This window comes from Rufibacter roseus (assembly GCF_001647285.1).
GTDB lineage: Bacteria > Bacteroidota > Bacteroidia > Cytophagales > Hymenobacteraceae > Nibribacter > Nibribacter roseus.
In genome coordinates, this window is record NZ_LRML01000011.1 from 99039 (window position 1) to 122572 (window position 23534).

The following is a 23534-nucleotide window of genomic DNA, read 5'->3' on the forward strand; positions in this document are numbered from 1 at the left end:
TAATTCCCTAAATGAAAAAAAGCATACTCCTCTTTCTTCTACTTTCCTTTTGCTCGTTGCTTTTACAGGCTCAGTCTAATTTTAAACCCGCTTTATTGGTTACTTCTACCGGAGACACACTCAAGGGCTTTGTAGACTACCGTGAATGGCTCCGCACCCCCACTGAGTTCACTTTTAAAGCCGAAGGAGTAAATGCCTCTGAACAAAAATTCACTCCTGCCAATACTCAACATTTACAGATAACAGGTCTTGAGACTTTTCAAAGTGCTGTGATCAGAATGTCTATGGCCCCGGTAGATTTAAATTCTAACTTCCGTGGCTCAGATACTACCACCCAGGTTGCGGCCGTCTTTCTAAATTTGATTACATCAGGGCCTCGGCTTTCCTTTTTTTCTTATAAAGACAGAATTAAAACCCGTTTTTACATAAAAGAAAGTAATAAGGCTACTCCGCCTCACGAATTGAAGTATAGAAAATATTATGCTGAGGGAGACGCCAACCGTACAGTTACAGAGACTCTATTCCGGAACCAACTTTGGGACATTGCCTTACAGCACCATATACCTATGGAAAAGTTTCAGCGGAAAGCAATGGCCGCAAAGTATACAGAAAAGGATATTCTAGAATTAGTACATTTGATCAATGGCACCGAACCTGCTTTGAAAACAGCAAGATATACAGAAGACCTTTCAAGAGTAAGGTTTTTGGCTGGCATTTGGGGAGCAAGAACCTCTTTTACTATGGTAGAGCATAGCGGCTTTGGGAAAGAAGCAGACTATTCTACCTCTTATGCCCCCTTGGTATCTGTTGGTTTAGATGTATTTGCCAATCCCATCACCCAAAAGCTTTTAATTAGAACCGAACTGTCTTATACCCAAACCAAGTTTAACGCTACAGGCCTAACTTCCGCTCCTGGCTCCAGATATAGCTATCATTCAAATTATAAATTGTCTCAGCGGTCGATTTCTTTAAACCCGCAGGCGCTCTACCATTTATACAATTCACCTAACTTTAAATTTTATGTGGCCGGCGGAGTAATTGGAACATTTGCTCAATACTCTGGTGATGTAATTTTCAAAAAGGATATGAGGGATGGGGAAGAGATATCTTCTTATAAAGTAGAGAACTACTTAAAACCCAACAAAATTTTAGTTTCCTATACTGCCCGAATTGGGGTAGTAGCATTAAAAAGGTTAGACTTCTCTGCCCTTTATACCACATTTGATATTACCCAACAAAGGCAGCCCTTTGTAACGCAAACCGTGGCAATTGGTGCTAGTTACCTTATTAGCAAATAGCCTGTTTCATTATTTACCTTACAGTACGAGCTATACAAGCAGTCCTGCCTTTACCAAGGGAGAACTGCTTGTTCATACACTATTATTAACGGGTTATTTTGTATCTTCATCTTTCCAAACAACACACATCCCTTTACATGAGATTATTATTCTTCCTAGGGGCCTTTTTGTTGGCCAGCCTGGGACTGCAGGCCCAACAGGGTCAATCCACCAAGGCCAACTACCAACTGGCCTCGCGCTTTTCTCCTAAAAAACTAGAGAAACTCATCTTCACTACTAACCTAGACCCACACTGGCTGAAGCACTCAGACCGGTTTTGGTACCAGTACGAGACCTCAGACGGCAAGAAATGGGTTATTGTTGACCCGGTAGCCAAGTCAAAGCAGGCACTCTTCAACAACGATCAGCTGGCCGCCGAAATCACCAAAATTGTCCGCGACCCATTTGACGGGCAGCACCTGCCCCTGGAGAACCTTAAGTTCACAGACGACGAAAAGAGCATTCAGTTTGAAGTGAAAAGCACCATTGAGCAGGTAAAAAAAGACCGTTTGGATAAAAAAGCGGCTGATTCACTGGAGAAGAAAACTTTCTACTTCCAATACAACCTGGGCACCCGCCAATTAACTGAACTAAAAGATTACCAGAAGCCAAAGCAAAAGCCGCGGTGGGCATCTATCTCACCTGACCAAAAGTTTGTAGTCTTCGCCAAGGAGCATAACCTCTATTGGATGGACCGCGAAAACTACGAGAAGGCCCTGAAAAACGAAAAAGACTCTACCATTGTGGAGCACCAGTTCACTCAAGATGGCGTGGAGCATTACACCTACGGCGACAACAACGGTGAAACGAACGTAGAGCGCGAGAAAAACAAGAAAAACCGCAAGCCAGCCTTCATTATGTGGTCGCCGGACAGCAAGCACTTTGTCATGACCCGCACCGACGCCCGCAAAGTGAAAGACCTTTGGGTACTGCACAATACTGCGGCTGGCCGCCCGGCGCTTGAAACCTATAAGTACCATATGCCCGGCGAGAAAGAAGCGCCTATCAGAGAGCTGCTGCTGTTCAACTTCACCGACAAAACCTCCCGCAAAATAAACGCTGCCGCTTTCAAAGACCAGGAGATTTCCGTTTGGCCAGCCCCACCTTTGCAAAGCAGCCGCGACGATGAGTTCCGCGCCAGCCTGTGGCACGGCACCAAAGACAAAGTATACTTCACCCGCACCAGCCGCGACCTCAAGAAGATTGACGTGTGCGTACTGGATGTAGCCTCTGGCACCGTGAAGCCCTTGATAGATGAGCGTTTCAACACCTACGTAGAGGTAAACCGCGTAGGCTTGGTGAACGGCGGCAATGAGTTAATTCATTGGTCAGAGCGCGACGGGTGGGGGCACTTCTATCTCTATGACGGCAACGGCAAATTAAAAAACCAGATCACCTCCGGCCCTTACCACTGCGAAGACATTGTGGGCATTGACGAAAAAGCGCGGGTGCTTTACTTTACTGCCAACGGCCGCGAAGCCAAGGAAGACCCTTACTACATGCACCTCTACCGCGTGAATTTTGACGGTTCCGGACTGAAGCTGCTCAACCCCGGCAACTTTGACCACAACGTGAGCATGAACGACAGCCGCAAGTTCTTCGTGAATACTTCTAGCCGCGTGAACACGGTTCCAAAATCAGTGCTGTACAATAGCGCCGGCAAAAAAGTGATGGACTTAGAGACTGCTGATTTAAGCCGCCTCATGACTACCGGCTATAAGTTCCCAGAGCCGTTCAAGGTGAAAGCCGATGATGGCGTGACCGACCTCTACGGCGTCATGTACAAGCCCTTCGACTTTGACTCAACCAAACGTTACCCAGTTATTGCCTATGTTTACCCTGGCCCACAGACAGAGGCGGTGAACAAATCCTTCGGCCGCAGCATGGACCGCATTGACCGCTTGGCGCAGCTGGGCTTTATTGTAGTGACCGTGGGTAACCGCGGCGGCCACCCTGCCCGCTCTAAATGGTACCACACCTATGGCTACGGCAACCTGCGTGATTATGGCTTAGCAGATAAGAAAGCTACCATTGAGCAACTCGCAGACCGCCATAACTTCATTGACATTGAAAGAATAGGAATTACCGGCCACTCGGGCGGTGGGTTTATGTCTACCGCGGCCATGCTGGTGTATCCAGATTTCTTTAAAGTAGCCGTGTCTGGGGCCGGTAACCATGAGAACAACATCTACAACCGCTGGTGGTCTGAAAAGCACCACGGCGTAAAAGAGGTCATCACCGCTAAAGGCGACACCACGTTCCAGTACGCTATCGAGAAAAACCCAGATCTGGCCAAGAACCTGAAAGGGAACCTGCTGCTGGTGACTGGCGACGTAGACAACAACGTTCACCCCGCCAATACCATCAGAATGGCAGACGCCTTAATCAAAGCCAACAAGCGCTTTGATTTCATGCTAATGCCTGGCCAGCGCCACGGCTTCGGCCCCATGACCGAGTATTTCTTCTGGATGATGGGTGACTATTTCAGCAAACACCTGCTAGGCGATTATTCACAGCCGGTAGATATCAAAGAGATTAACCGTGAAATTGAGCTGACCGATAAAAAGTCCTCTTCCGGCAGAACTTCCAGACCAGAATAAGTAACGGTCTTGTTTCAACAACAGCCCCGATGGAAATCCATCGGGGCTGTTTGCTTATTGATGTTTTCGGCCTGTTTTTGAAAAATGAGGCCGAAAATGTATCAGATTGCGCACGCCTTACTTTCATGCCCTTTTTCAGTTAGCTAGCTCTGGGTTTTTGTATCTTGCGGCCTAACCACCTCCAGCCATGAAAGACTTTAAAAAATATTATACCATACCGGCTACCCCTGAAGAAGTATACATAGCCCTCACCAACCCCATCACCCTTCAAATCTGGACCGGAGACGAGGCAGAAATGTCTACTGAACCTGGCTCTGAGTTTTCGCTTTGGGAAGGCAACATTGTAGGTAAAAATCTGGAGTTTGAGGAAGGCAAGAAAATAGTGCAGCAGTGGTACTTTGAAGGAGAGCCAGAAGAGTCTATTGTCACCATAAAGCTCCACCCGCACAAGCAAGGCTGCTCTATGGAAGTAAAACAAACTAACATACCCGATGAGGCTTACCAAGATATTGCAGAGGGCTGGGAGGAAAGTTACGCCGGTTCCCTAATCGCTTTTTTTGAGGAGCAGTAATCTTACATGTTTCAAGCCTGTTTTTACGAAAATGGACTGAAAAGGCAAAACAAAAAGGCCTCCAGAATCTGGAGGCCTTTTTGTTTAACACTACTGCGGCAGTACCTATTCAACTCTTAACCAGAAAGAACGCACAACATTCAGGTTATTTTGATTAAGTACTTCCGTATCTACCTTCACGTTTGTACCTGTTGGCGCTTGAGGCACGGTATAAGATACAATCAAAGTATCGGTGCGATCAGTCTTTGAAAAAGCAGGCACGTAAGGATACGTTTTTACCTTAGTGCGTGTACCAGCGCCCACCGTTTCATACACATTGATCTCTTTTATAGGAGATTCAGAGAAAAACTGTAGTTCATACCTCAGCTCTGTACCCGGCGCAAACTTATTGGTATTGGCGTTATTGGCCGTAGAAAAGTTAGTGTTGGTAGCTAGGTTCCGTAACTCGTTGCCACTTACAGGCGCACTTCCCACTCCAGTAGGCGTGGTATTATCTGCTATGAAATCTGGCTCATCATAGCAGGCCGTTAATGAAAACGCACTAAAGGCTATAAGACTTAAATATAATGTTATCTTTTTCATGACTTCTTTGAATAAATATTATTGGTCCCACCACATTTTCTCAGCCAGACCTTTGGTCACTTTGCTTACTTCCTCAGAGTTACGGGCGCCCTCTGACTCTGGGTAAAGCACCCGGCGGATAAACTGACCGTTCAATGCAGGATTGTGCTCTGCCGGCAGCTCCATGGTAGGGTAAATGTTTGTAGAATAATCATAACGGCGTACATCTACCCACGCTTCAGGGTTTAGGTAAAGCGCTATGAGCTTTTCTTTCATGATCAACTCCAATGTCAGGTTTCCAGCACCTACCGCTACCTTAGGATCGTTCAAGTAAGCATTCATTTCAGCGGTAGGCACGCCTAATCTTTCCATGTGTGCTTTGATGCCGGCTAAATAGGCCGCATACGCTTCTGCAGTGCTTCCCCGTGATGTTCTGGTGCCACCGTTCGCAATAAAGCGAGCCTCAGCTTCAATGAACTTCATTTCGCTGTATGTTACCATAAGCACCGGTGAACCTTGTTTGGCATAGAAAGTATTGGCCGTAATGTTAGTGTTTCCACCAGAACCTTGACCATTTCTGTAACCGGCGTAATTAGCAGTGCTGGTGCCTTTGTCTGCCAGATACGGCAAGCGCGGATCAACCAGGCCTGAATAGGCCACGCCGTTCATGAGGTTAATGAGTGTCTGCGACGGAGCCACAATAAAGTTACCGGTAGTGGTACCAATAGCCACACCACGGTGCCAAGGGTTCAGGTTTCTGTCGTTGTACATTACCAGCATGTCATCTGCGTTGCCAGTGAAAGCCTGCGCCACAGAGGCAAGCGCTTGGTTAGCAGCAGCTGCTCCGTTCTTTTCTACCAGGTGGATAGCGTAACGCGCCTTCAAGGCATTGGCAGCTTTTACCCATTTGCTGATGTTCCCACCGTAGATAATATCATCTCCGGCCGGTCTAACAGTAGACGTAGGTTTTTGCAGTTCTACCAGTGCCTCATCTAACAGTCTGTTGATGGTGCCATACAGTTGCTCTTGCTGGTCATAAGAGGGCGTTAACTCCTGTGGCCCCTGAAAAGCTTCTGAGAAAGGAACCGCTCCCCACGTATCGGTGAGCAAACCCAAGTTTAAAGCCTGCAACACTTTTACAATGCCCACATAATGGGCAGAGCCTTCCGCAGAGGCTTGTTCTACCAATAAATTGGCGTTATTCAGGCTGTTCAGGTAGATCGTATTCCAGGCAGTATTGATTCGGGCATCAATGTGCCTGTCAAATAACTGAGGACCTGAAGTATAGGCCGCTAACTGTTGGGCAAAAAGGCTGGTGTAAAGACCCAGTTGATAGTGGGCATCTCCCGTGGAGACTTGTATGGGTGTAAGCAATGCATCTGAACTTACCGCAGAAGCCCGTGTAGGATCATCATTTACATCCAGAAAAGAATCACAGCCTGCCAAGGGAAGCAAGGCCAGTAATCCTATGGAAATATATCGTTTAGAAAATTGTAACATGTTCAAATCTAGATTAAAGGGTAATGTTCAAACCAAAGGCATAACTTCTAACAGCAGGAATGCCGTAGCCAGTATATCCAAGCGCATTGCTACCAGATCCGTACGTAGGAGTCTCAGGATCAAAGCCTTCAAAAGGAGTAATCAGAAATAAGTTGTTACCTGTAAGGCTTACCCGCGCGCTCTTGAATGGCGTTTTCCCAATTAAGCTACCCGGCAATGTGTATGACAGCTGGGCATTTCTTAAACGCACCCATGAAGCATCTTGTAAAAGCACATCAGCGGCATCATTGTAGCTACCTCCGTTCCGGTAGAAAGCCTCATCTAAAATAACTGGTATAGTGTTCGGCTCTCCGTTGGCATTCACTCCTTTGAAGATCAACTGCTGGTATCTGTTCTCGGTTCTGATGTCAATACCATTCCGGATACGGTTACGCATACTTACATCATACACATCTCCACCCTGACGAATGTCAATCAAAGCAGACAAAGTCAAACCTTTCCAGGTGATAACGTTGGTAATACCACCTTGCCAGTCTGGCAGCGCGTTACCTACTTTCACCAATGGTGCAGCTGGACTTAGAATTGGCAGGCCGTTAGTGCCAATGATTAACTGGCCTTGCTCATTACGCTGAAATACGCGGCCATACAAGTCACCGGCAGAGCCACCCACCACAAGTTTGTTCATGATGCGGTCATCTTGGAAGATGATTTCGCTCACAGCCTCATTGATGGAAAGAACTTCGCTGCGGTTGCGCGACCAGTTCACCACTACTTCCCAAGTAAAGTCGTTTGTTTTAACAGGAGTACCGCTTACTAATAACTCAATACCAGTATTCTGTATTTCTCCGGCATTGCTGGTGTAGTTGGTGATACCAGAGGTGACACTGGTTGGAATAGCCAAAATCTGATCGCTACTGTTTGACCGGTAGTACGTAGCGTCTACTGAGATTCTGCCCTGCAGGAACTGCAACTCAGTACCAAACTCTATTGAAGAAGTAGTTTCAGGACGCAGGTTAGGGTCACCTTGGTTTGTGCTCACTACAAAGCCGTTTCTGTTCCCGAACGGAAAGCCAGAAGCTGCTCCATAATAAGTACCTACCCGGTAAGGCTGGGTGTCCTTCCCTACCTCTGCCCAAGAAGCTCTTATTTTACCGTAATTCAGAATCTTGTTGTCACTCAGGTTAAGCGGCTCGGTAAATATAAAGCTGGTGCTCACGGATGGATAGAAGAATGACCGGTTCTCTTTTGGCAACGTAGAAGTCCAATCGTTACGACCCGTCACGTTCAGGAACAACATGTTCTTATAGTCCAACTTGGCATCAAAAAAGGCTCCAATTAGTCTTCTTTCACTTATACCGTTTGAAGTGAAAATATTTGCCGTGTTTGAAAGGTGGTAGAACAACGGAACCGTAAAACGCTCTCCACGGGTGTTCAGAATATCTGAATATTGGTTTTCTACAGAGTTACCAATCATTAAGCTACCTCTCAGATCTTCTGAAAAGTCATGCTCAGCGGTTAAGAAAGCGTTGGATGTTATTTCGCGGTAGTTTACGCGCTCTTCCACCAAAAAGCCTCCGGTACCGGCAGCAATATCTAAAGTAGGTGCTCCTTGGAAAATAGGCCCTGGCACTAAACGCTGACGGTTGTCGCTGTACACGTCGGCACCAATTTTATAGCTAAACTTTAACCAATGGGTGAAGTCGTAGTTAAGCCCAACATTACCGAGCACACGGTTCACATCGTCTTTCAACGTACTATGTTCAGCCAAATAGCGTGGGTTATCAATTACACCTGGCGAGTACACTTTCATGGTACCGTCAGGATTCATATAATCATTCACATCAAAAGTAGTAGTGTGATAAGTCAAGGCAGACATGATGCCTTTGTCGCCTGAGGCAGCTTTATTACCACCAGACTGGCTGTAGCTCACTGAACCAGTTATGCCAAACTTAGGAGACACATTTACAGCACCACCCAATTTTACCGTGGTACGTGCCCAATCTGAGTTCGGCACTATCCCCTCTTGGTTGAAATGGGAAAGAGAGGTGTGGAAGGTAGCTTTATCACTTCCCCCTGACACGCTTAAATTATTGTCAAAACGGGTACCGGTCTGAAAGAAGTCCTTGAAGTTATCATAGAAAGGCTCATCGGTAATAGGTGGGCCAAAGGTTTGGAAACGGTTTGGAGCACCGGCAGCAGTCCAACGCAATCTTCCACTTAAACCTTCTCTGTAGCGCGTCTGGTAACGCGGAGTTTTGTTTATATTGTCAATACCAAAATTAGAGCTGAAGTTTACAGTAGTAGCCCCAGCCTTTCCTTTTTTGGTGGTGATAATGATTACACCATTGGCTGCTCTTAGACCGTAAAGAGCGGTAGCTGCTGCTCCTTTAAGCACGGTCATGCTCTCCACATCTTCTGGGTTTATGTCTGCGGCCCGGTTCGTGAAAGCAAATTGCTCTGAGCTGTTCACAGCATTGGAACCTGCACTTGGCAATTGGTTACCGGCAATAGTCTCGTTGCTGATAGGAATACCGTCTACTACAAACAGAGGCTGGTTGTTAGCCCCCGGATTCAAGGAGTTGATCCCCCTGATTTGGATACGGGAACCAGCTCCAGGCGTACCACCGGTACCTAATACTTGAACCCCTGCTACACGCCCTTGCAGAGCATTGACCACATTTGGGTTCTGTGTTCTGGCAATTTCCTCTGCGCCTACTTCCTGCACAGCATACCCCAGCGATTTCTTTTCCTGCTCCCTACCAAAGGCTGTTACTACCACTTCATTCAGTAGCTGCACATCTGGCTTTAGAGAGACATTGATGTTAGAGCGACCGTTTATGGGTACCTCTTGCGCAGTAAAGCCAATAAAAGAAACCACCAGCGTGCCTCCCGTTGCTGGAGCAGCTATGCTATAGTTTCCATCAGCATCGGTGTTGGTACCAACGGTAGTACCTTTCACCACAACGCTGGCTCCTATTACCGGAGTACCATCAGAGGCGGATAAGACCCTACCGGTAATCTGCCGGTCTTGGGCTGCCAGTTGATTAATACCACAGAGGGTAAAAACCACCATCAGCAAAATGTAAATTTTCTTCATGTGTAAAATTGGTTGTTTGTAAATAGGAATAAGAAAGAACAGACTAAAACTTTAATTTTCTCAGGGAATACCAGTTGAAAAATAACACCAAAAAAGCGCTTAAACAACAGACATAGCTACTTTTTAGCTATTTCATTGACTTATCCACCAAAATAAAAGGTAAACTAAATTTTAAAGCCAATACATTTTAAATTTATTTATAGTGTATTACTGTTTTTTATATTATTTTAATATAGACACCTAAATCATTGATCAAGTTTTAGAGAATATCTAATTTACCTATGGTTGCAGGCAAGAATCTAAGCAGCGAAAAGGGTAATCAATAGTGATAGTTCTATAAAAAAAGAGAGGCCGGTAAAACCGGCCTCTCTTTTTATGTTAAAATATTATTGGTCTTACTGATCCCACCAAAGCTTGTCAGACAACGCACCTACTGCAGGAACATTAGCACCGTTTCTACTTATTTCATCAGTTGGGTAAGCAACCCTTCTAATGAATGTTGGAAGAACAACATTGGCTGGAAGTGTGAAATCTTTATACTGATAGTCAAACCGGCGAGCATCATTCCAAGCTTCAGGATTCAAATAGGTAGCAACGTACTTTTCCTTGAAGATCAGAGCTAGGGTAAGATTACTGGCTCCCACTGCCACCGATGGATGGGTCATATAAGCCTCTTTGTCAGTAGCAGATACTTGAAGTCGGTCCATGCTAGCCCTTATTCCCTCTAAATAAGCTGTATATGCTCTGTTACGATCATTTGCCCTTAGAGCGGCTTCTGCCTCAATAAATTTCACTTCGGCATAGGTAGCTAAATATATAGGGGATTCATCTCCAGTAAGGGGAGAAGTTCTGGAAATATAGCTTTCATCCTTTACTGTACTGCTGGCTGGCCCTACGTTTCCGGCACCGTTAGGTGTACCTTTATAGGTATTGGTTACAGTAGCGGTGGCAATCTTTGGAAGCCGTGGGTCTACTATGTCGTAGGTTGTACCGTTAAGGTGGTCAATAAACTGCTCAGACAGCCATCCGCCCAACAGGTTCCCCTCATTTGAAAGAGAAACACCGGCCCAATAATTCCGCAAAGGAAACACATTCATACCGGCATCATCTGCATTGCTGGTAAAGGAGTTGTCTACCGCCGCCAACACCTCCGCAGGCGCATACGAAGAAGTCTTGCTCACTTTGTTTAGCTGACGCGCCTTGAGAGCATAGGCAAACTTAAGCCACTTGGTACGGTCTCCGCCATAAATTAAATCACTGGCTGGGGCAAGTTTAACCGGGGCATCAGTCTTAGAAAGCTCTGTAATAGCTTCGTTCAAGAGAGACAGGCTCTCTGCATACAAATCTTGCTGAGAATCATACTTGGGTGTTAAAGTACTTAAGTTAAAGGCCTGCGAATACGGGGCATCTCCAAATAAGTCTGTCACCATAGTTAGGTGGTATGACAACAGCACGTTGGCCACGCCTAAATACTCACTGGAGTTTTGGGCCATGGCTTTTTGCCGCATGTCATAGATGTCGGCCATGGCCAGGTAAAGAGAGTTCCAGGTACCTGAGTAATTAGCTACATCATAAGTATCTGTAGTGGCAGACGGTGATGGACTAGCCAGGTACTGTACAAAATAAGAGGTTATGTTAGACACATTGTATGTACTGGCTCCCGCTTTCTGAGTAGCTGTGGCCAACAAGGCAGATAAAGCTGGGTCAGTTACCTGATTTGGGTTTTCACTCAGGTTAAAGTAATCATCGCATCCTTGCAATCCCAAGGCCCCAATAAGCGCCACTGGAAGTATCAATCTATATATTCTTTTCATATTGTTTACAATTAGAAACCAACGTTAAGGGTAAAAAAGAAGCTTCTAACAGCCGGATAGGTAAAGCCTGAGAAGCCATCTACGTTGCTTCCGCTGTTGGTTCCGCTTGTTTCTGGGTCATACCCATAATAGTCGGTTGACAGCCATAGGTTGTTACCCGTAGCAGAAACTGAGGCATTCTTGATAAAGTTTTTAGGTAGCCATACCGAAGGCAGATCATAGTTTAAGGTAAGGGTACGTAATCTTACCCAAGAAGCATCTTGCACAAATTCTTCTGATACTGTTCTATGAACGTTACGGTAATAGCCATTGCCATAGTCAACGCCGTCTGGTCCCATGCCTTGGCCTAACCAAACACGCTTGGTATTAGGAGTACCATCTGCCAACACACCTTCAAATACAACAAAATCGTTACGGTTAGCCGTGTAGTCCGCTTTACCGAAAGCAGAATAGAAGTTCTCTAGCTGGTTGTATTTGTCTTGACCTATACGGGCATCGAACAAGGTAGTAAGACTTAGGCTTTTGTACCGGAAAGTGTTGGTAAAGCCCCCGATCCAGTCTGGCTGGGTGTTACCTAAAATCTTTTGGCTGCTAGCCGGTGCAATAACCGGGAAACCATTTGCACCAATAATCATTGGCTTAGAAGTGTCAGTGAATAATGGATCTTCTGTTTCATTGCCATAGTAACGCAGGTAATGCGACCCATAAATATTTCCGTAAGGCTGGCCTGGCACTAATTTCATTGTAACCGTTGCTCTTCCGTAGCCAAACTGCGAGCCCATTGGAATCTCAGTCAAACCTTCTCTCAGGCTCACGACTTTGTTTCTATTGGCCGAGAAAATGAGTTTGCTTTCCCATGAGAAATTTTCTTTTTGAATTGGGGTGGCATTCAAAACAATTTCCACTCCCTTATTTCTCATACTACCCGCGTTTACGGCTGCTCTTAAATAACCTGTGGTATTGGTTACATCAATATTGATGATTTGATCCTCACTTAAAGAGTAGTAGTAGGTAAAGTCAAACCCTAAGCGCCCGTTCAGGAACCTCATCTCCAAACCAGACTCATATGTATTGGTAAACTCAGGCTTTAAGTTTGGATCACCTAACACAGCACCTCTGGTGAAGCCAGTATATCCAGAAGGCAGGCCGCTGTATGACGTGTAGCCAGTAGAGGTTGAATAAGGCAAGGCATCTTTACCCACTTTGGCGTAAGACAGCCTAAGCTTTCCGTATCTGATAAATTCAGGCAACTCAAACTGCTCTGTAAACACATACCCTAAACTTACTGATGGGTAGAAGAATGAATTGTTAGGGCTAAGCAAGGAAGATGTTTTATCATTTCTTCCGGTAAGGGTAAGGTATAAATAGTCTTTGTAATCTAACGTTGCCTCCCCAAATAATCCCATCAATCTATAGTCGGTATTAGTTTGTGTAGCACTTATGATTTTAGCATTACGCAAGCTGAACCAGTCAAACACAGTAAGTTCCCGACCTGAAACACCAACATCTTTGGTGCTTCTGTCATACAAGTCATGGCCTAAGCGCAGAGTGGCTTTCAGATCACTGGTAAAATTGTGGGTTAAAGTAGCAACAAAGGTGGAGTTGATAGCTCTGAAGTTTGAATTGTATTCATTTACATAACCTAAGCCATTGTCATAGTTTGCTTCACCAGGTATGCCACGCAAACCAGGAGCAGTTCCAACTCTGTTATCAGTGTAGGTGTCAACCCCTACTCTATAGTTAAAGTCTAACCAACTAGTTGGGGTGTAACCAAAAGTAAGCCCACCAATAAAGCGGTTCACATTATCTTTCAAACGGTTAGTAGCAGCCCCAAAGAGCGGGTTGTCGTTTCCACCGTGTGTCAACATAGTACCGTCTGGATTTTGGTAATCTCTGATATCCCAACGATCTGTGAAGTAGGCAAGGCTCTCACCGAAACGGTCAGCGTTATAGCGATAACCTCCAGAATTGATAAAGTTGAAGTTTGCGCCTGTTTTAAACTTCTCACTTATCTTCACTTCTGTGTTCAAACGGGCTGAAAAGTTTTTATAGTCAGTGAAGGGTAACACTCCTTCATGATTAAGATAAGACAGGGAAGAAAGAAACGTTATTTTATCCGTTCCGCCAGAAAAGGAAAGTGAGTTCCGGGACTGTTTTCCAGTACGGTACGCATTTTCCATGTTGTTGTACAACTGCTCTGGGTGAGTTGGATCAATCTCACGCGCCTCAGCAACAGAAGGTCCCCATGCCGGCCAAAAGCTGGTAGGGTCATATTCTCCTAGGTAGCCTTGGGTAAAGTTACGCTGAATGGCAGGAAATTTATTTACGTTTTCAAAGCCATAGCTGCTGGTAAAGTTTACTCGCAACGCTCCTTCACGGCCTTTTTTAGTGGTGATCACCACTACCCCGTTGGCACCCCTTAAACCATACAGGGCAGTTGCTGCCCCGCCTTTTAATATGTTAATGCTGGCAATATCATCTGGGTTGATATCGGCTGCACGGTTGCTCATTCCTCTTAATTCAGCGCCTGCTCCGTAAGTAGAGGTTGAGTTGTCCATCAAAACACCATCAATCACAAATAGAGGCTCATTTGACCTTCCTACATCAATAGAGTTTACACCTCTAATTCTGATGCTGGTACCTTGCCCTGGGGCGCCCCCTGTACTTGAAATTTGAGCACCAGCTACTTGACCTTGCAAGGCATTTAATACGTTGGGCTGCCGGCTTCTGGAAATATCTTCTGAATCTACTTCCTGCGTTGCATACCCCAAAGCTCTTTTCTCTCTCGAAATACCAAGAGCTGTCACTACTACTTCCCCGAGCTGCTGATTGTCCGGAGCCAAGGCAACATTGACTGAATTCTGGCTTCCAACTGAAACCTCTCTGGTTGTATAACCTAAATAACTTATTACCAAGGTAGCCGCATTATCAGGCACTTGTAGTCTAAAGTTCCCGTTAGCATCTGTAGAAGTTCCGTTAGTGGTTCCTTTGACCACCACACTTACGCCTGGCAAGCCACTGCCATCATCAGATGCAGTTACTCTACCGCTGACTTCTCGTTGCTGCGCATACGAAATGCCCAGCGTAGAAATCAACATCAGTAAAAGGAGTAATGTTTTTTTCATGCTTTGTTTGTAGTTAATTGGTGAAAATAAAGAATGGGACAGGTGGCCTAATGGCCATATAAATGGTTTGTGTGGAGAATTATAAATATTATTTGCGGTATCTCCTACTATAGCTCCTTAAAAAATGAATAAAAACTTAAAGGATCAGTAACTTTTGAATAAAATTGACATAATACAGAGGCTTTACTTATAAAATTTAAATCCTTCTAAAGCTATAAGTCATTCAATAATACAAACCCTTCAACTCTTACAGACCCATATTATACATAACTGATTAACAGAACATTATAAAATTTATCTTTATCTATGCACACTGTGACTGCACTTTGCTACAGACAATATTTATAGGCATTGAGATGAGGAGCATTTGCCTCATTGTTCAGAAAGGACAATAGATTGGGAGAAAGCCACGACAACATGGCCTATTTTGATCAGCTGAACAAATAGAACAGTGACAAACGAAAAAAATCAGGAAACGGGAAAATAAATCTACTGCTGCAATACCCTCAGCAACACTTTACTCTTCCTCATTGAAGAACCACACCTTCTCTGGGGTGATGACGGCATCTAAAAGTAAATCTTTAGAAGAGACATCATCAATGCGCTCAATAGGTGGCTCAAAAGCCAGCCCGAGTTTTAGGCTTGTTTTTGGTAAAAGAGCCAGAAAACGGTCATAGAATCCTTTGCCGTAGCCAACCCGATGGCCTTGTAAATCATAGGCCAGCAGCGGCACCAGCACCACGTCTATTTCAGATTCAGGCACCGGCAAAGCGTTTATTGGCTCTGGAATTCCCCAGCGGTTAATGACTAGTTCAGTATCATGCTGCAGCAGAAAATGTGTCATGGAAAAATCTGCCGGATTTGAGACCGAGACAGCTACCTGCACCTGCGGATGCTCTACCCGTAGCTTTTCGATAATCTGCCAGGTGTCTACCTCTCGGTTCTGGGGGATGGGCAAAAATGCATGGATGGTTTGCCCCGCCTGGGGCGGAAATTCCTGCAGGAGAAGTTCCGCAATTCTCTGGCTAGCCAGCTGCACCTCTTCTGCGCCTAGCTGACGCCGGCGCGTTAAATACGTTTTCCGAAGTTCAGCTTTCAGAGCCATACTACTCTTCCTGCAAAATGGTGAAACTATGAACAAAAGGCTCAAACGCCGCTACTAGCGACGAAATGAACTGAGGATTATTGGTCTGGTAAGTTAGCAAATTATCAACCCGTTCTTGCAACACACCGGTAGGGAACAACTTTTCTTTAAGGTTGGCTAGCTGATTGTAGGCGGTGTCATTTTTACTTTCAATCGCTTTATTCAGCTTCTTCTCCAGCATTTGCAGGCTATTCAGAGATTTCTGAGTTTCTGCTCCAACGGCTTTCACCAAAGTAGGATCTATGTTTTGCGCCATTTCCTCTACTTGCTTGAATGCGTGCTCTATTACCTGCCGCTGCTGTTCCAGATTTACTTCATCTTGGTTTAACAGTTCAGCCAGTCGCTTTTTCAGCTCTGGCAACTCTTTGAACATCTCAGCAACAGTAAAACCCAATTTCTCTAAGCGCTGGGCATTGGGTTTGGTGACATAAAGCGCCGAGTTCCGCAGCATAACCACCGGATAAGGTACGTCAAAGGCCGTAAACATATCTTTCAGCTGGAACCAGTAGGCCACTTCAGCCCCGCCTCCTATATAGGCCAGATTTGGTAGCACCAGCTCCTGGTACAGCGGCCTGAGCACCACGTTGGGGCTGAAGCGTTCCGGGTATTCGTCTACCATGCGCAGTATTTCCTCCTGTGAATACTGCAGGCCCGCATTCAACACTTTGTACTGCTCATCTTCCAGCACAATGCGCTCACGTAGGTTCTCGCCCAGAAAAAACAGGTTGATTTCACGCACCATTACCTGAGGCTTGTAATGTTTCTCCAGAGCAGCGTTGGTTTGAGTAACAGCCTTGTAGCTTATCTGCTCGGTCAGTTCCCGCTTTACCACTGGGGCAAACGTCTGCTTCAGCGCATGGCTGTCGCCGTCCAGGCACACGAGGCCATGCTCCCCAAACAGGCTGTTCACGATTTTACGTGTGGCCTCAGCTAGGGTAGCACTATGTATATAAGCATCTTCAAATAACTCATAATGCTCAGGCAAGGCATCGAAAAGTTCATTTAGACCATCGGTAGACATACGACCTACGGCTCCTTCGGCCTCATGCTCCCACTCATACTTCTTCCCGAATAAATGAAAGTGGTTTACTTCGGCAAAGTCATGGTCTTCGGTGGCCATCCAGTACACGGGCACGAACTTTTGCGCTGGGTACGCCTGCTGCAGTTCACGAGCGGTGTTGATGGCAGTTACAATTTTGTAGATGAAGTAAAGCGGACCAGTGAAAAGATTGAGCTGATGCCCTGTGGTAATGGTAAAGGTCTGCCCTTGCGCCAAGGCATCAATATTTGCCTGCACTGCCTCCGGTATTTCCACACCTTCATACTGTTTTTTCAGCTCTTCTACCAGCACCTGACGCTGCGCCTGCGGAAAGTTCCGCTTCTCTATAGCCTCTGAAAATGAGCTGATTTCTGGGAAGTAGGCGTAAAACGGCTTCAGTTTACTATCTCTATTGAGGTAGTCTAGCACAAGGGAAGAAAAGGCACCAGTGGTGCTATAGTCAATACAGGAAATTTTCATACAAGAGGTAGCAGCTTTTGGCCCGCTTACCATACAAAGGTAAAATCTATTTTTACAATTCTACCTGATGTACGGCTCAGAGCTCCTGTAGGATGGTGTAGTGCAGGAAACTGCATTTCAAATTGTTGATTGATAATTGCTGATTGCTGTTTTTCTCTTGCACAAATTAAAACTTACATTACTAACCTATTATAAAAAAAGGCCTCACAGGTTTTAGTACCTGTGAGGCCTCAACCTCTTTTCTATTTTAAGCCTAGTTTTCTTAAAACAAGCCGAAAACAGACTTAGATGCTTAATGAATCTGCGGCTAGCGTATGTTTATTTTCTTGGCCACCAGGCAAAACCACTTCACCGTAAAGATCAAAGTCAGAAGAATCAGTGATTTTCACGTGGGCGAAATCCCCTAAACGCACATAGTTGGTGGAAGCCGGCACCAGTACTTCGTTGTCTACCTCAGGTGAGTCATACTGGGTACGGCCCACGAAGTAGCCGCTTTCTTTGCGGTCAAACAATACTTTGTACGTCTGCCCTACTTTCTCCTCGTTCATTTCCATGGAAATGCCTTGCTGAAGCTCCATAATGGCATCGGCACGCTCCTGCTTCACCTCGTCTGGCACGTTGTCTACTAAGGTATGAGAGTGGGTGTTTTCTTCGTGGCTATAGGTAAAGATGCCTAAACGATCGAAGCGGGTTTCTTCCACCCAACGGTACATTTCCTCAAAATCCTGCTGCGTCTCGCCGGGGTGACCGGCAATCAGCGTGGTTCTCAACGCAATATCTGGCACGCGCTGACGGATGGTGTCTACCAGCTCCAGCGTACGACGCTTAGAAATTCCGCGGCGCATAGTCTTGAGCATGTTATCAGAGATGTGCTGCAGCGGCATGTCCAGGTACTTGCAGATATTCTCCCGCTCCACCATTACGTCCAGTGCATCCATAGGAAACTGGCTTGGGTAAGCGTACTGCATTCTAATCCACTCAATGCCGTTCACGTCAGAAAGACGTTGTAACAGCTCGGCCAGCTTACGCTCACCATAGTGCTGCAATCCATAATAAGTTAAATCCTGGGCAATGAGAATAAGCTCTTTAGTACCCATGTTGGCCAAACGGGTAGCTTCCTGCACCAGACTATCCATTGGGCGGTCTACGTGCTTGCCGCGCATCAACGGGATAGCGCAAAACGAGCAAGGACGGTTACAGCCTTCAGCAATTTTAAAATAAGCGTAGTGCTTAGGCGTGGTAATCAAACGCTCGCCAATCAGCTCATGCTTATAATCAGCCTCCAACGTTTTCAGCAGCTGTGGTAACTCCAAAGTACCAAAGTATGCGTCAACCTGCGGAATTTCGGCCTCCAAAGAATCTTTGTAACGCTGCGAAAGGCAACCGGTTACGTACAGTTTATCTATGTTGCCCGCCTCTTTTTCATCGGCGTAGCGAAGAATGGTGTCAATAGACTCCTGCTTGGCATTGTCAATAAAGCCACAGGTGTTTACTATGATAATGTTGGCGTCATCTTTCTCTGAGTCGTGGGCCACGTCAAATTCATTGGCCTTTAGTTGGCCCATGAGCACTTCAGAGTCTACTAGGTTCTTGGAGCAACCCAGCGTGATAACATTGTATTTGTCTTTTTTAAGCGATCTTACTTTCACGTGCCTGTCTTAATGGGAACTTGTTATGCTGAGCAACAACAAAACCATGCAAATTGGTTTACTGTGCCCAAAATAAAAGCCATTCTGTTGCCTGCGCCGCTTTTCAGCCAGAACGCAGCCCCAAAATGGCTTTTGCTAATTTCTATTTCTTCGAAAACAAAGAATCTACAAACTCGCGCTTGTCAAACACCTGCAGGTCTTCAACGCGCTCGCCTACGCCAATGTATTTCACCGGAATTTTGAACTCATCTGAAATACCAATGATTACTCCGCCCTTAGCGGTACCGTCTAATTTAGTAACGGCCAGAGAAGTCACCTCAGTGGCTTTAGTAAACTCACGGGCTTGTATAACAGCATTCTGACCGGTGCTTCCGTCTAATACCAACAACACTTCCTGCGGGGCATCTTCAATGACTTTCTGCATGACGCGCTTTATTTTAGACAGCTCATTCATAAGGCCCACTTTGGTGTGCAAACGTCCAGCGGTGTCAATAATTACCACATCAGCGCCCATTTCCACGCCTTTTTTTACAGCGTCATAAGCAACAGAGGCTGGGTCTGTATTCATGCCGTGGTCAATCACCGGGATGCCCACGCGGTCGCCCCAGATTTTGAGCTGGTCAACAGCGGCGGCTCTAAACGTATCTCCGGCACCCAACACTACTTTCTTACCGGCTTTGTGAAACTGCGAGGCTAGCTTACCAATAGTAGTAGTTTTACCTACTCCGTTCACGCCCACCACCATGATCACGTAAGGCTGACCATTGGTATTTGGAAGACTGAAATCTGCCGCTACGCCGCTTTTGTTCTCCTCCATCAGGTCCATGATCTCTTCGCGCAAGATACGGTCCAGGTCAGAGGTGCCTACGTATTTGTCGCGGGCTACGCGCTTTTCAATGCGATCAATGATTTTAACGGTGGTTCCAATTCCTACATCGGCATGCACAAGCACAGTCTCTAACTCATCTAGCACTTCCTCATCTACCTTAGACTTACCCGCCACCGCTTTGCTAAGCTGATCGAAGAAGCTGGTTTTGGTTTTCTCAAGGCCTTTGTCCAGAGATTCCTTTTTTTCTTTGTTGAAGAGACCGAAAAGTGCCATAGCTGTATTGTGTGCTACTGGATGTAAGAATTATTGAAAAGGGGTGAATACCAAAAAAGTCCCGCGTATGGAGGGACTTTTACAGGTATATCAGAATGCGATATCGGCAATTATTTTTTCAGGGCGTCCTGTACTTGATCCACAGGCACCATTTCTTCTCTGAAGGTGTAAGCACCAGTCTTAGGAGACTTAACCGCTTTAATTACCTTCGCCCAGTCTTTACCGGTAGCGGTTTTCAGGGTTGCAACTACTTTCTTAGCCATGGTTATTTAATTTCTTTATGTACAGTTACTTTCTTCATGAAGGGGTTGTACTTCTTCATCTCCAAACGCTCTGGAGTGTTCTTTCTGTTTTTGGTAGTGATATACCGAGACATGCCAGGTACGCTGGAGTTTTTCTGCTCAGTGCACTCCAAAATCACCTGAACTCTATTGCCTTTAGCTTTCTTTGCCATCGCGAAGTTGATTTTTTATTTAGGACTGCAAATATACAGCCTTAGTTATTGAATTACAAACAGGTTGCTACTTTTTTATGTTAGTATTAAGTATTGCGTATCAAGTAGCACGACAAAGGTAGTTATAAATCCTATTTTCGGCCTGTTTTCAAGAAAACTGCCCAAAAACAGAAGCCCTAATCTTTATACATGCTACCTGATACTTGCTACTGTCACTTCAGTTCCGGCAGTTTGAAGTTATCCAGCGGACTTGGTTTAGCCATAGTAGCTTCAATTTCTTTCACAGTCCGAGGTGCGGCGGCAGATAGATTCTCCCAGCCTTTCTCGGTGATCAGCACATCGTCTTCAATTCTTACGCCAATCCCCCACCACTTTTTATCGCACGGGCTGCCTTCCGGAATGTAAATACCAGGCTCCACAGTTATAACAGTGTTTGGCTTGAAAGGGCCGTAGGTGCCGCGGTCATGCACATCAAGCCCTAGGTAATGCGACACACCATGCATGGTGTACTTACGCGCCTCCTCTGCACTTTTAATGATGCCTAGCTTAATCAGACCATCGGCCATTATTTTTTGGGCTGTGGCATTGGGCGCATTGAACGCGTTACCTACTTTGCACTCTTTGAAAGCAGCCTCTTGCGCCGCGTATACCAGTTCATAAATCTGCTTCTGCTCTGGCGTGAACTTACCGTTCGCCGGAATGGTGCGGGTAACGTCGGCGGTGTAGCCATGGTACTCGGCGCCCAAATCCATCAGCACCAAATCTTTGCCCAGCTTAGGCTTGTCGTTCTCCACGTAATGCAGAATGCACCCGTTATTCCCGGCTCCTACAATGCTGGGGTAGCCTTCATACTCAGCACCGTATTTCTTATAGACAAACTCATGAATTCCCTGCACCTCCGTCTCAGACATGTTTGGGTGCATGGCTTTCATCACCTCCACCTGCCCTATGGCCGACATGTAAATGGCTTTGCGCAGCAGCTTTAATTCTTCAGGAGTCTTTATCTCCCGCATTTCGCTCAGTACATTGCCTAAGGTTGAAGCATCTAGCTTCTCTTTGGGCATGTTAGCCATCAAGGCTGCTCTGGCAGGGGCGTCTTTGGCCTCAACATAGCTTTTCAGGAAGGAGTTACTAGCCAAGGCAGGATTAGCAGCCATTTGCCGCTTTACTTGTGCCTGCACCCGCTCCCCCATCTGGGCGTCATAGGTTTTTATGGCCGAATACAATTGCAGGTGGCTTAGGTCTTGATGAGGCACTAAGCCCACCTTCTGCCTAAACTGTGCTACCAGGTCATGTAAATCGGCTTGGTCTCTGGGGTCATTGCGCAGGTCGTGAGGTAAGTCCAGAATCAGGATTTGTTCTAGCGCAGCGGTGTCTAACTGAAAATTGGCAAAAGCGGTGGCCGGTAAGGCATGCGTAATACCCAAGTGTTGCTTCGCTCCTTCTTCGCCTAAACGCCTTCCGGTCCAGGACTCTGCTTGCGGATTGCGGGGCTGGGCGAACAGAATCTCCTCGGTGGCCACGCCGTTGATCAGCTGCTGGTCAGAAAACACCAACAGCACAGCGTTGGGTTCGCGGTAGCCGGTAAGGTAGTAGAAGTATGGGTGCTGGTGAAAGTGGAAATCTACGTCGTTGGCTCTGTTCCGGAGCGGGTTAGAAAAAAGAACGGCAACGGAGTTGGCCGGCAGCTTTTGCCGCAGGGCCTCTCTCCGTTGCCGGTGAAATTCTTTATCCAAAAAATCCGAAGGTTTGTCGGGGCCGGTGCTTTGTGCGGCCACCCCTAGCGGAAGCGACACAAATAGAATAAACCAAAGGTGTCGCAGGGTGCTCATGGCAGAGGATTAGTAAACGATGTAGCCTTCTTCTTTGGCTTTCTTCAATACAGAAGAGATACCGTTTTTAGTGATGTTGCGCAGAGCAGACGTAGAAACTTTCAAAGTAACCCAAGCATCTTCTTCAGGAATGTAGAAACGCTTCTTCTGCAAGTTCGGGTAGAACTTACGCTTTGTTTTATTGTTGGCGTGCGATACGCGGTTACCTACCTGCGTTCTTTTACCGGTTAAATCACAAACTCGTGCCATTGTATCGTTAGATTCGTTTATTACAAAAGGGATGCAAATATCCGCAAAAAGATGTGTAATGTCAAACACACCTTCTAAAATTTTTCTTTAATTCCTTCTGAAAAAGCCTTTTACCCGCTTTTGCCTCTATCTTTCCCTTATTCTCTGGCCTCTGTACTGGCTTCTTTCTTGAATCCGTAGGGGCAATGTTTGCATCCGCTCCGGCAGCAATAACCTCTTCTTTTGTGGTATTGCTCGGTAAAAACCATCAGGCCTTGGTCATTATAATAATAGTCGCCGGGCTGTAGCGGCAGCGGTTTTGCAGGCATGGCGCAAAGATAAGAGGTTGTTTTGTGGCGTAAAAGAGAAGTATACAACTTCAGAATGTCTCTCGCTTTAATTGCAGGTGGCCTTTCTTTATGAAGCTCGAAGGAAAATGTTTACACCTGCCGATCCACGCATTCCCGATACACCTTCCTAGAAGGGTTCCTCGCAATCTGCATCTTCCATGGTTATCCTTAGCGCTAGCCGAAGGATCTAACGAAGACAATCTATGGTGATGGAGACACAGCATCAGCAATGAGCAGTCAAACCCCGTGCCTTTTCTGTAAGAATCACCGCTTTACTCTCCGCTGTTGTTTCGTGTTCTCACCGACAACCACAACTGCTTCTGCCTTTGGAAATTCTTTTCCTGCTGCCGATTTCCATTGCCACTTCTACTCCAAGGCCTCACAAGACAGCCTTCTCCGTGGCACTGGCTCTGAGCGCTCACGGCCGCGAGGCCCGCCCTGTGGATTCGCACTGCCCTTTTCACTAGACCTTCAGTCTTGCCGCTAGCGCGGCACCGTTCAAAGCGAGGCGCTCATCCCCACGGCTGGTAACAGTTCCAATTCTGCGGCTTGTGTTGCTGTTGAATTTTGGCTGTTAGTTTACTATTTCGGTAGTTCCTGGATAGAGTCTCTCGCGCTGTGCGCATCACCTTTTTCTACCTATACATTTTG

17 protein-coding genes are annotated in these 23534 nt (G+C 46.1%); 3 read left to right on the forward strand and 14 right to left on the reverse strand.

Translation table 11 applies throughout. From position 1 onward, the window contains the following. The first annotated feature begins 11 nt into the window (after positions 1 to 11). The 3 genes from A8O23_RS15910 to A8O23_RS15920 all read left to right on the forward strand — a co-directional run bounded on the left by A8O23_RS15910 (position 12) and on the right by A8O23_RS15920 (position 4508). On the forward strand, positions 12 to 1298 hold the full coding sequence (locus A8O23_RS15910) for a hypothetical protein (protein ID WP_153042241.1): 1287 nt from the start codon (positions 12 to 14) through the stop codon (positions 1296 to 1298). A 137-nt stretch (positions 1299 to 1435) separates the two neighbouring features. Then, complete coding sequence (locus A8O23_RS15915) at positions 1436 to 3937, forward strand: S9 family peptidase (RefSeq protein ID WP_066623209.1); 2502 nt, start codon at positions 1436 to 1438, stop codon at positions 3935 to 3937. Between the two features lie 187 nt (positions 3938 to 4124). Continuing rightward, positions 4125 to 4508, forward strand: a complete 384-nt coding sequence (locus tag A8O23_RS15920) for an SRPBCC domain-containing protein (protein ID WP_066623211.1) — start codon at positions 4125 to 4127, stop codon at positions 4506 to 4508. 105 nt (positions 4509 to 4613) lie between these two features. Here the strand turns inward: A8O23_RS15920 and A8O23_RS15925 are convergent, their stop codons facing one another. From A8O23_RS15925 to A8O23_RS21640, 14 genes are all read right to left on the reverse strand, one after another. Then, positions 4614 to 5090, reverse strand: coding sequence for a hypothetical protein (locus A8O23_RS15925; RefSeq protein ID WP_066623214.1), 477 nt, complete (start codon positions 5088 to 5090; stop codon positions 4614 to 4616). A gap of 18 nt (positions 5091 to 5108) precedes the next feature. Continuing rightward, a complete protein-coding gene (locus A8O23_RS15930; RefSeq protein ID WP_066623216.1) occupies positions 5109 to 6569 on the reverse strand; it encodes a SusD/RagB family nutrient-binding outer membrane lipoprotein in 1461 nt (486 codons plus the stop codon). A gap of 13 nt (positions 6570 to 6582) precedes the next feature. Then, positions 6583 to 9666 (reverse strand): SusC/RagA family TonB-linked outer membrane protein, encoded by a 3084-nt coding sequence (locus A8O23_RS15935; RefSeq protein WP_066623218.1) that lies wholly within the window; start codon positions 9664 to 9666, stop codon positions 6583 to 6585. A gap of 395 nt (positions 9667 to 10061) precedes the next feature. Continuing rightward, positions 10062 to 11480 carry a SusD/RagB family nutrient-binding outer membrane lipoprotein gene (locus A8O23_RS15940; protein WP_066623220.1) on the reverse strand — a complete coding sequence of 473 codons (1419 nt, stop codon included), beginning with the start codon at positions 11478 to 11480 and terminating at the stop codon, positions 10062 to 10064. 11 nt (positions 11481 to 11491) lie between these two features. Further along, positions 11492 to 14605: a SusC/RagA family TonB-linked outer membrane protein gene (locus A8O23_RS15945; protein ID WP_066623223.1), complete on the reverse strand. Its 3114-nt coding sequence runs from the start codon at positions 14603 to 14605 to the stop codon at positions 11492 to 11494. 517 nt (positions 14606 to 15122) lie between these two features. Next, the gene (locus A8O23_RS15950) at positions 15123 to 15710 is read right to left on the reverse strand and encodes a 5-formyltetrahydrofolate cyclo-ligase (protein ID WP_066623226.1); all 588 of its coding nucleotides are present in this window, start codon (positions 15708 to 15710) and stop codon (positions 15123 to 15125) included. Position 15711: 1 nt separating this feature from the next. Continuing rightward, positions 15712 to 17268 carry a bacillithiol biosynthesis cysteine-adding enzyme BshC gene (gene bshC / locus A8O23_RS15955; protein ID WP_066623342.1) on the reverse strand — a complete coding sequence of 519 codons (1557 nt, stop codon included), beginning with the start codon at positions 17266 to 17268 and terminating at the stop codon, positions 15712 to 15714. Between the two features lie 284 nt (positions 17269 to 17552). Continuing rightward, on the reverse strand, positions 17553 to 18917 hold the full coding sequence (rimO, locus tag A8O23_RS15960) for a 30S ribosomal protein S12 methylthiotransferase RimO (protein ID WP_066623228.1): 1365 nt from the start codon (positions 18915 to 18917) through the stop codon (positions 17553 to 17555). A 142-nt stretch (positions 18918 to 19059) separates the two neighbouring features. Then, on the reverse strand, positions 19060 to 20019 hold the full coding sequence (gene ftsY, locus A8O23_RS15965; protein ID WP_066623230.1) for a signal recognition particle-docking protein FtsY: 960 nt from the start codon (positions 20017 to 20019) through the stop codon (positions 19060 to 19062). 110 nt (positions 20020 to 20129) lie between these two features. Continuing rightward, positions 20130 to 20282: a DUF4295 domain-containing protein gene (locus tag A8O23_RS21235; protein WP_071885388.1), complete on the reverse strand. Its 153-nt coding sequence runs from the start codon at positions 20280 to 20282 to the stop codon at positions 20130 to 20132. Between the two features lie 2 nt (positions 20283 to 20284). Then, positions 20285 to 20473 (reverse strand): 50S ribosomal protein L33, encoded by a 189-nt coding sequence (gene rpmG / locus A8O23_RS15970; protein ID WP_066623231.1) that lies wholly within the window; start codon positions 20471 to 20473, stop codon positions 20285 to 20287. A gap of 212 nt (positions 20474 to 20685) precedes the next feature. Beyond that, a complete protein-coding gene (locus A8O23_RS15975; protein WP_066623233.1) occupies positions 20686 to 22305 on the reverse strand; it encodes an aminopeptidase P N-terminal domain-containing protein in 1620 nt (539 codons plus the stop codon). A 9-nt stretch (positions 22306 to 22314) separates the two neighbouring features. After that, positions 22315 to 22554 (reverse strand): 50S ribosomal protein L28, encoded by a 240-nt coding sequence (rpmB, locus tag A8O23_RS15980; protein WP_066623235.1) that lies wholly within the window; start codon positions 22552 to 22554, stop codon positions 22315 to 22317. Positions 22555 to 22691: 137 nt separating this feature from the next. Further along, positions 22692 to 22862, reverse strand: a complete 171-nt coding sequence (locus A8O23_RS21640; protein ID WP_161486754.1) for a DUF5522 domain-containing protein — start codon at positions 22860 to 22862, stop codon at positions 22692 to 22694. Between the last annotated feature and the right edge of the window lie 672 nt (positions 22863 to 23534).

What these genes read in the sequence shown, in the direction of transcription:
- A8O23_RS21235 (WP_071885388.1), bottom strand. Translation starts at nt 20,282, where the DNA reads ATGGCTAAGAAAGTAGTTGCAACCCTGAAAACCGCTACCGGTAAAGAC.
- A8O23_RS15945 (WP_066623223.1), bottom strand. Translation starts at nt 14,605, where the DNA reads ATGAAAAAAACATTACTCCTTTTACTGATGTTGATTTCTACGCTGGGC.
- rpmG (WP_066623231.1), bottom strand. Translation starts at nt 20,473, where the DNA reads ATGGCAAAGAAAGCTAAAGGCAATAGAGTTCAGGTGATTTTGGAGTGC.
- A8O23_RS15940 (WP_066623220.1), bottom strand. Translation starts at nt 11,480, where the DNA reads ATGAAAAGAATATATAGATTGATACTTCCAGTGGCGCTTATTGGGGCC.
- bshC (WP_066623342.1), bottom strand. Translation starts at nt 17,268, where the DNA reads ATGAAAATTTCCTGTATTGACTATAGCACCACTGGTGCCTTTTCTTCC.
- A8O23_RS15975 (WP_066623233.1), bottom strand. Translation starts at nt 22,305, where the DNA reads ATGAGCACCCTGCGACACCTTTGGTTTATTCTATTTGTGTCGCTTCCG.
- A8O23_RS15915 (WP_066623209.1), top strand. Translation starts at nt 1,436, where the DNA reads ATGAGATTATTATTCTTCCTAGGGGCCTTTTTGTTGGCCAGCCTGGGA.
- A8O23_RS15950 (WP_066623226.1), bottom strand. Translation starts at nt 15,710, where the DNA reads ATGGCTCTGAAAGCTGAACTTCGGAAAACGTATTTAACGCGCCGGCGT.
- A8O23_RS15925 (WP_066623214.1), bottom strand. Translation starts at nt 5,090, where the DNA reads ATGAAAAAGATAACATTATATTTAAGTCTTATAGCCTTTAGTGCGTTT.
- A8O23_RS15930 (WP_066623216.1), bottom strand. Translation starts at nt 6,569, where the DNA reads ATGTTACAATTTTCTAAACGATATATTTCCATAGGATTACTGGCCTTG.
- rpmB (WP_066623235.1), bottom strand. Translation starts at nt 22,554, where the DNA reads ATGGCACGAGTTTGTGATTTAACCGGTAAAAGAACGCAGGTAGGTAAC.
- A8O23_RS15935 (WP_066623218.1), bottom strand. Translation starts at nt 9,666, where the DNA reads ATGAAGAAAATTTACATTTTGCTGATGGTGGTTTTTACCCTCTGTGGT.
- A8O23_RS21640 (WP_161486754.1), bottom strand. Translation starts at nt 22,862, where the DNA reads ATGCCTGCAAAACCGCTGCCGCTACAGCCCGGCGACTATTATTATAAT.
- A8O23_RS15910 (WP_153042241.1), top strand. Translation starts at nt 12, where the DNA reads ATGAAAAAAAGCATACTCCTCTTTCTTCTACTTTCCTTTTGCTCGTTG.
- A8O23_RS15920 (WP_066623211.1), top strand. Translation starts at nt 4,125, where the DNA reads ATGAAAGACTTTAAAAAATATTATACCATACCGGCTACCCCTGAAGAA.
- ftsY (WP_066623230.1), bottom strand. Translation starts at nt 20,019, where the DNA reads ATGGCACTTTTCGGTCTCTTCAACAAAGAAAAAAAGGAATCTCTGGAC.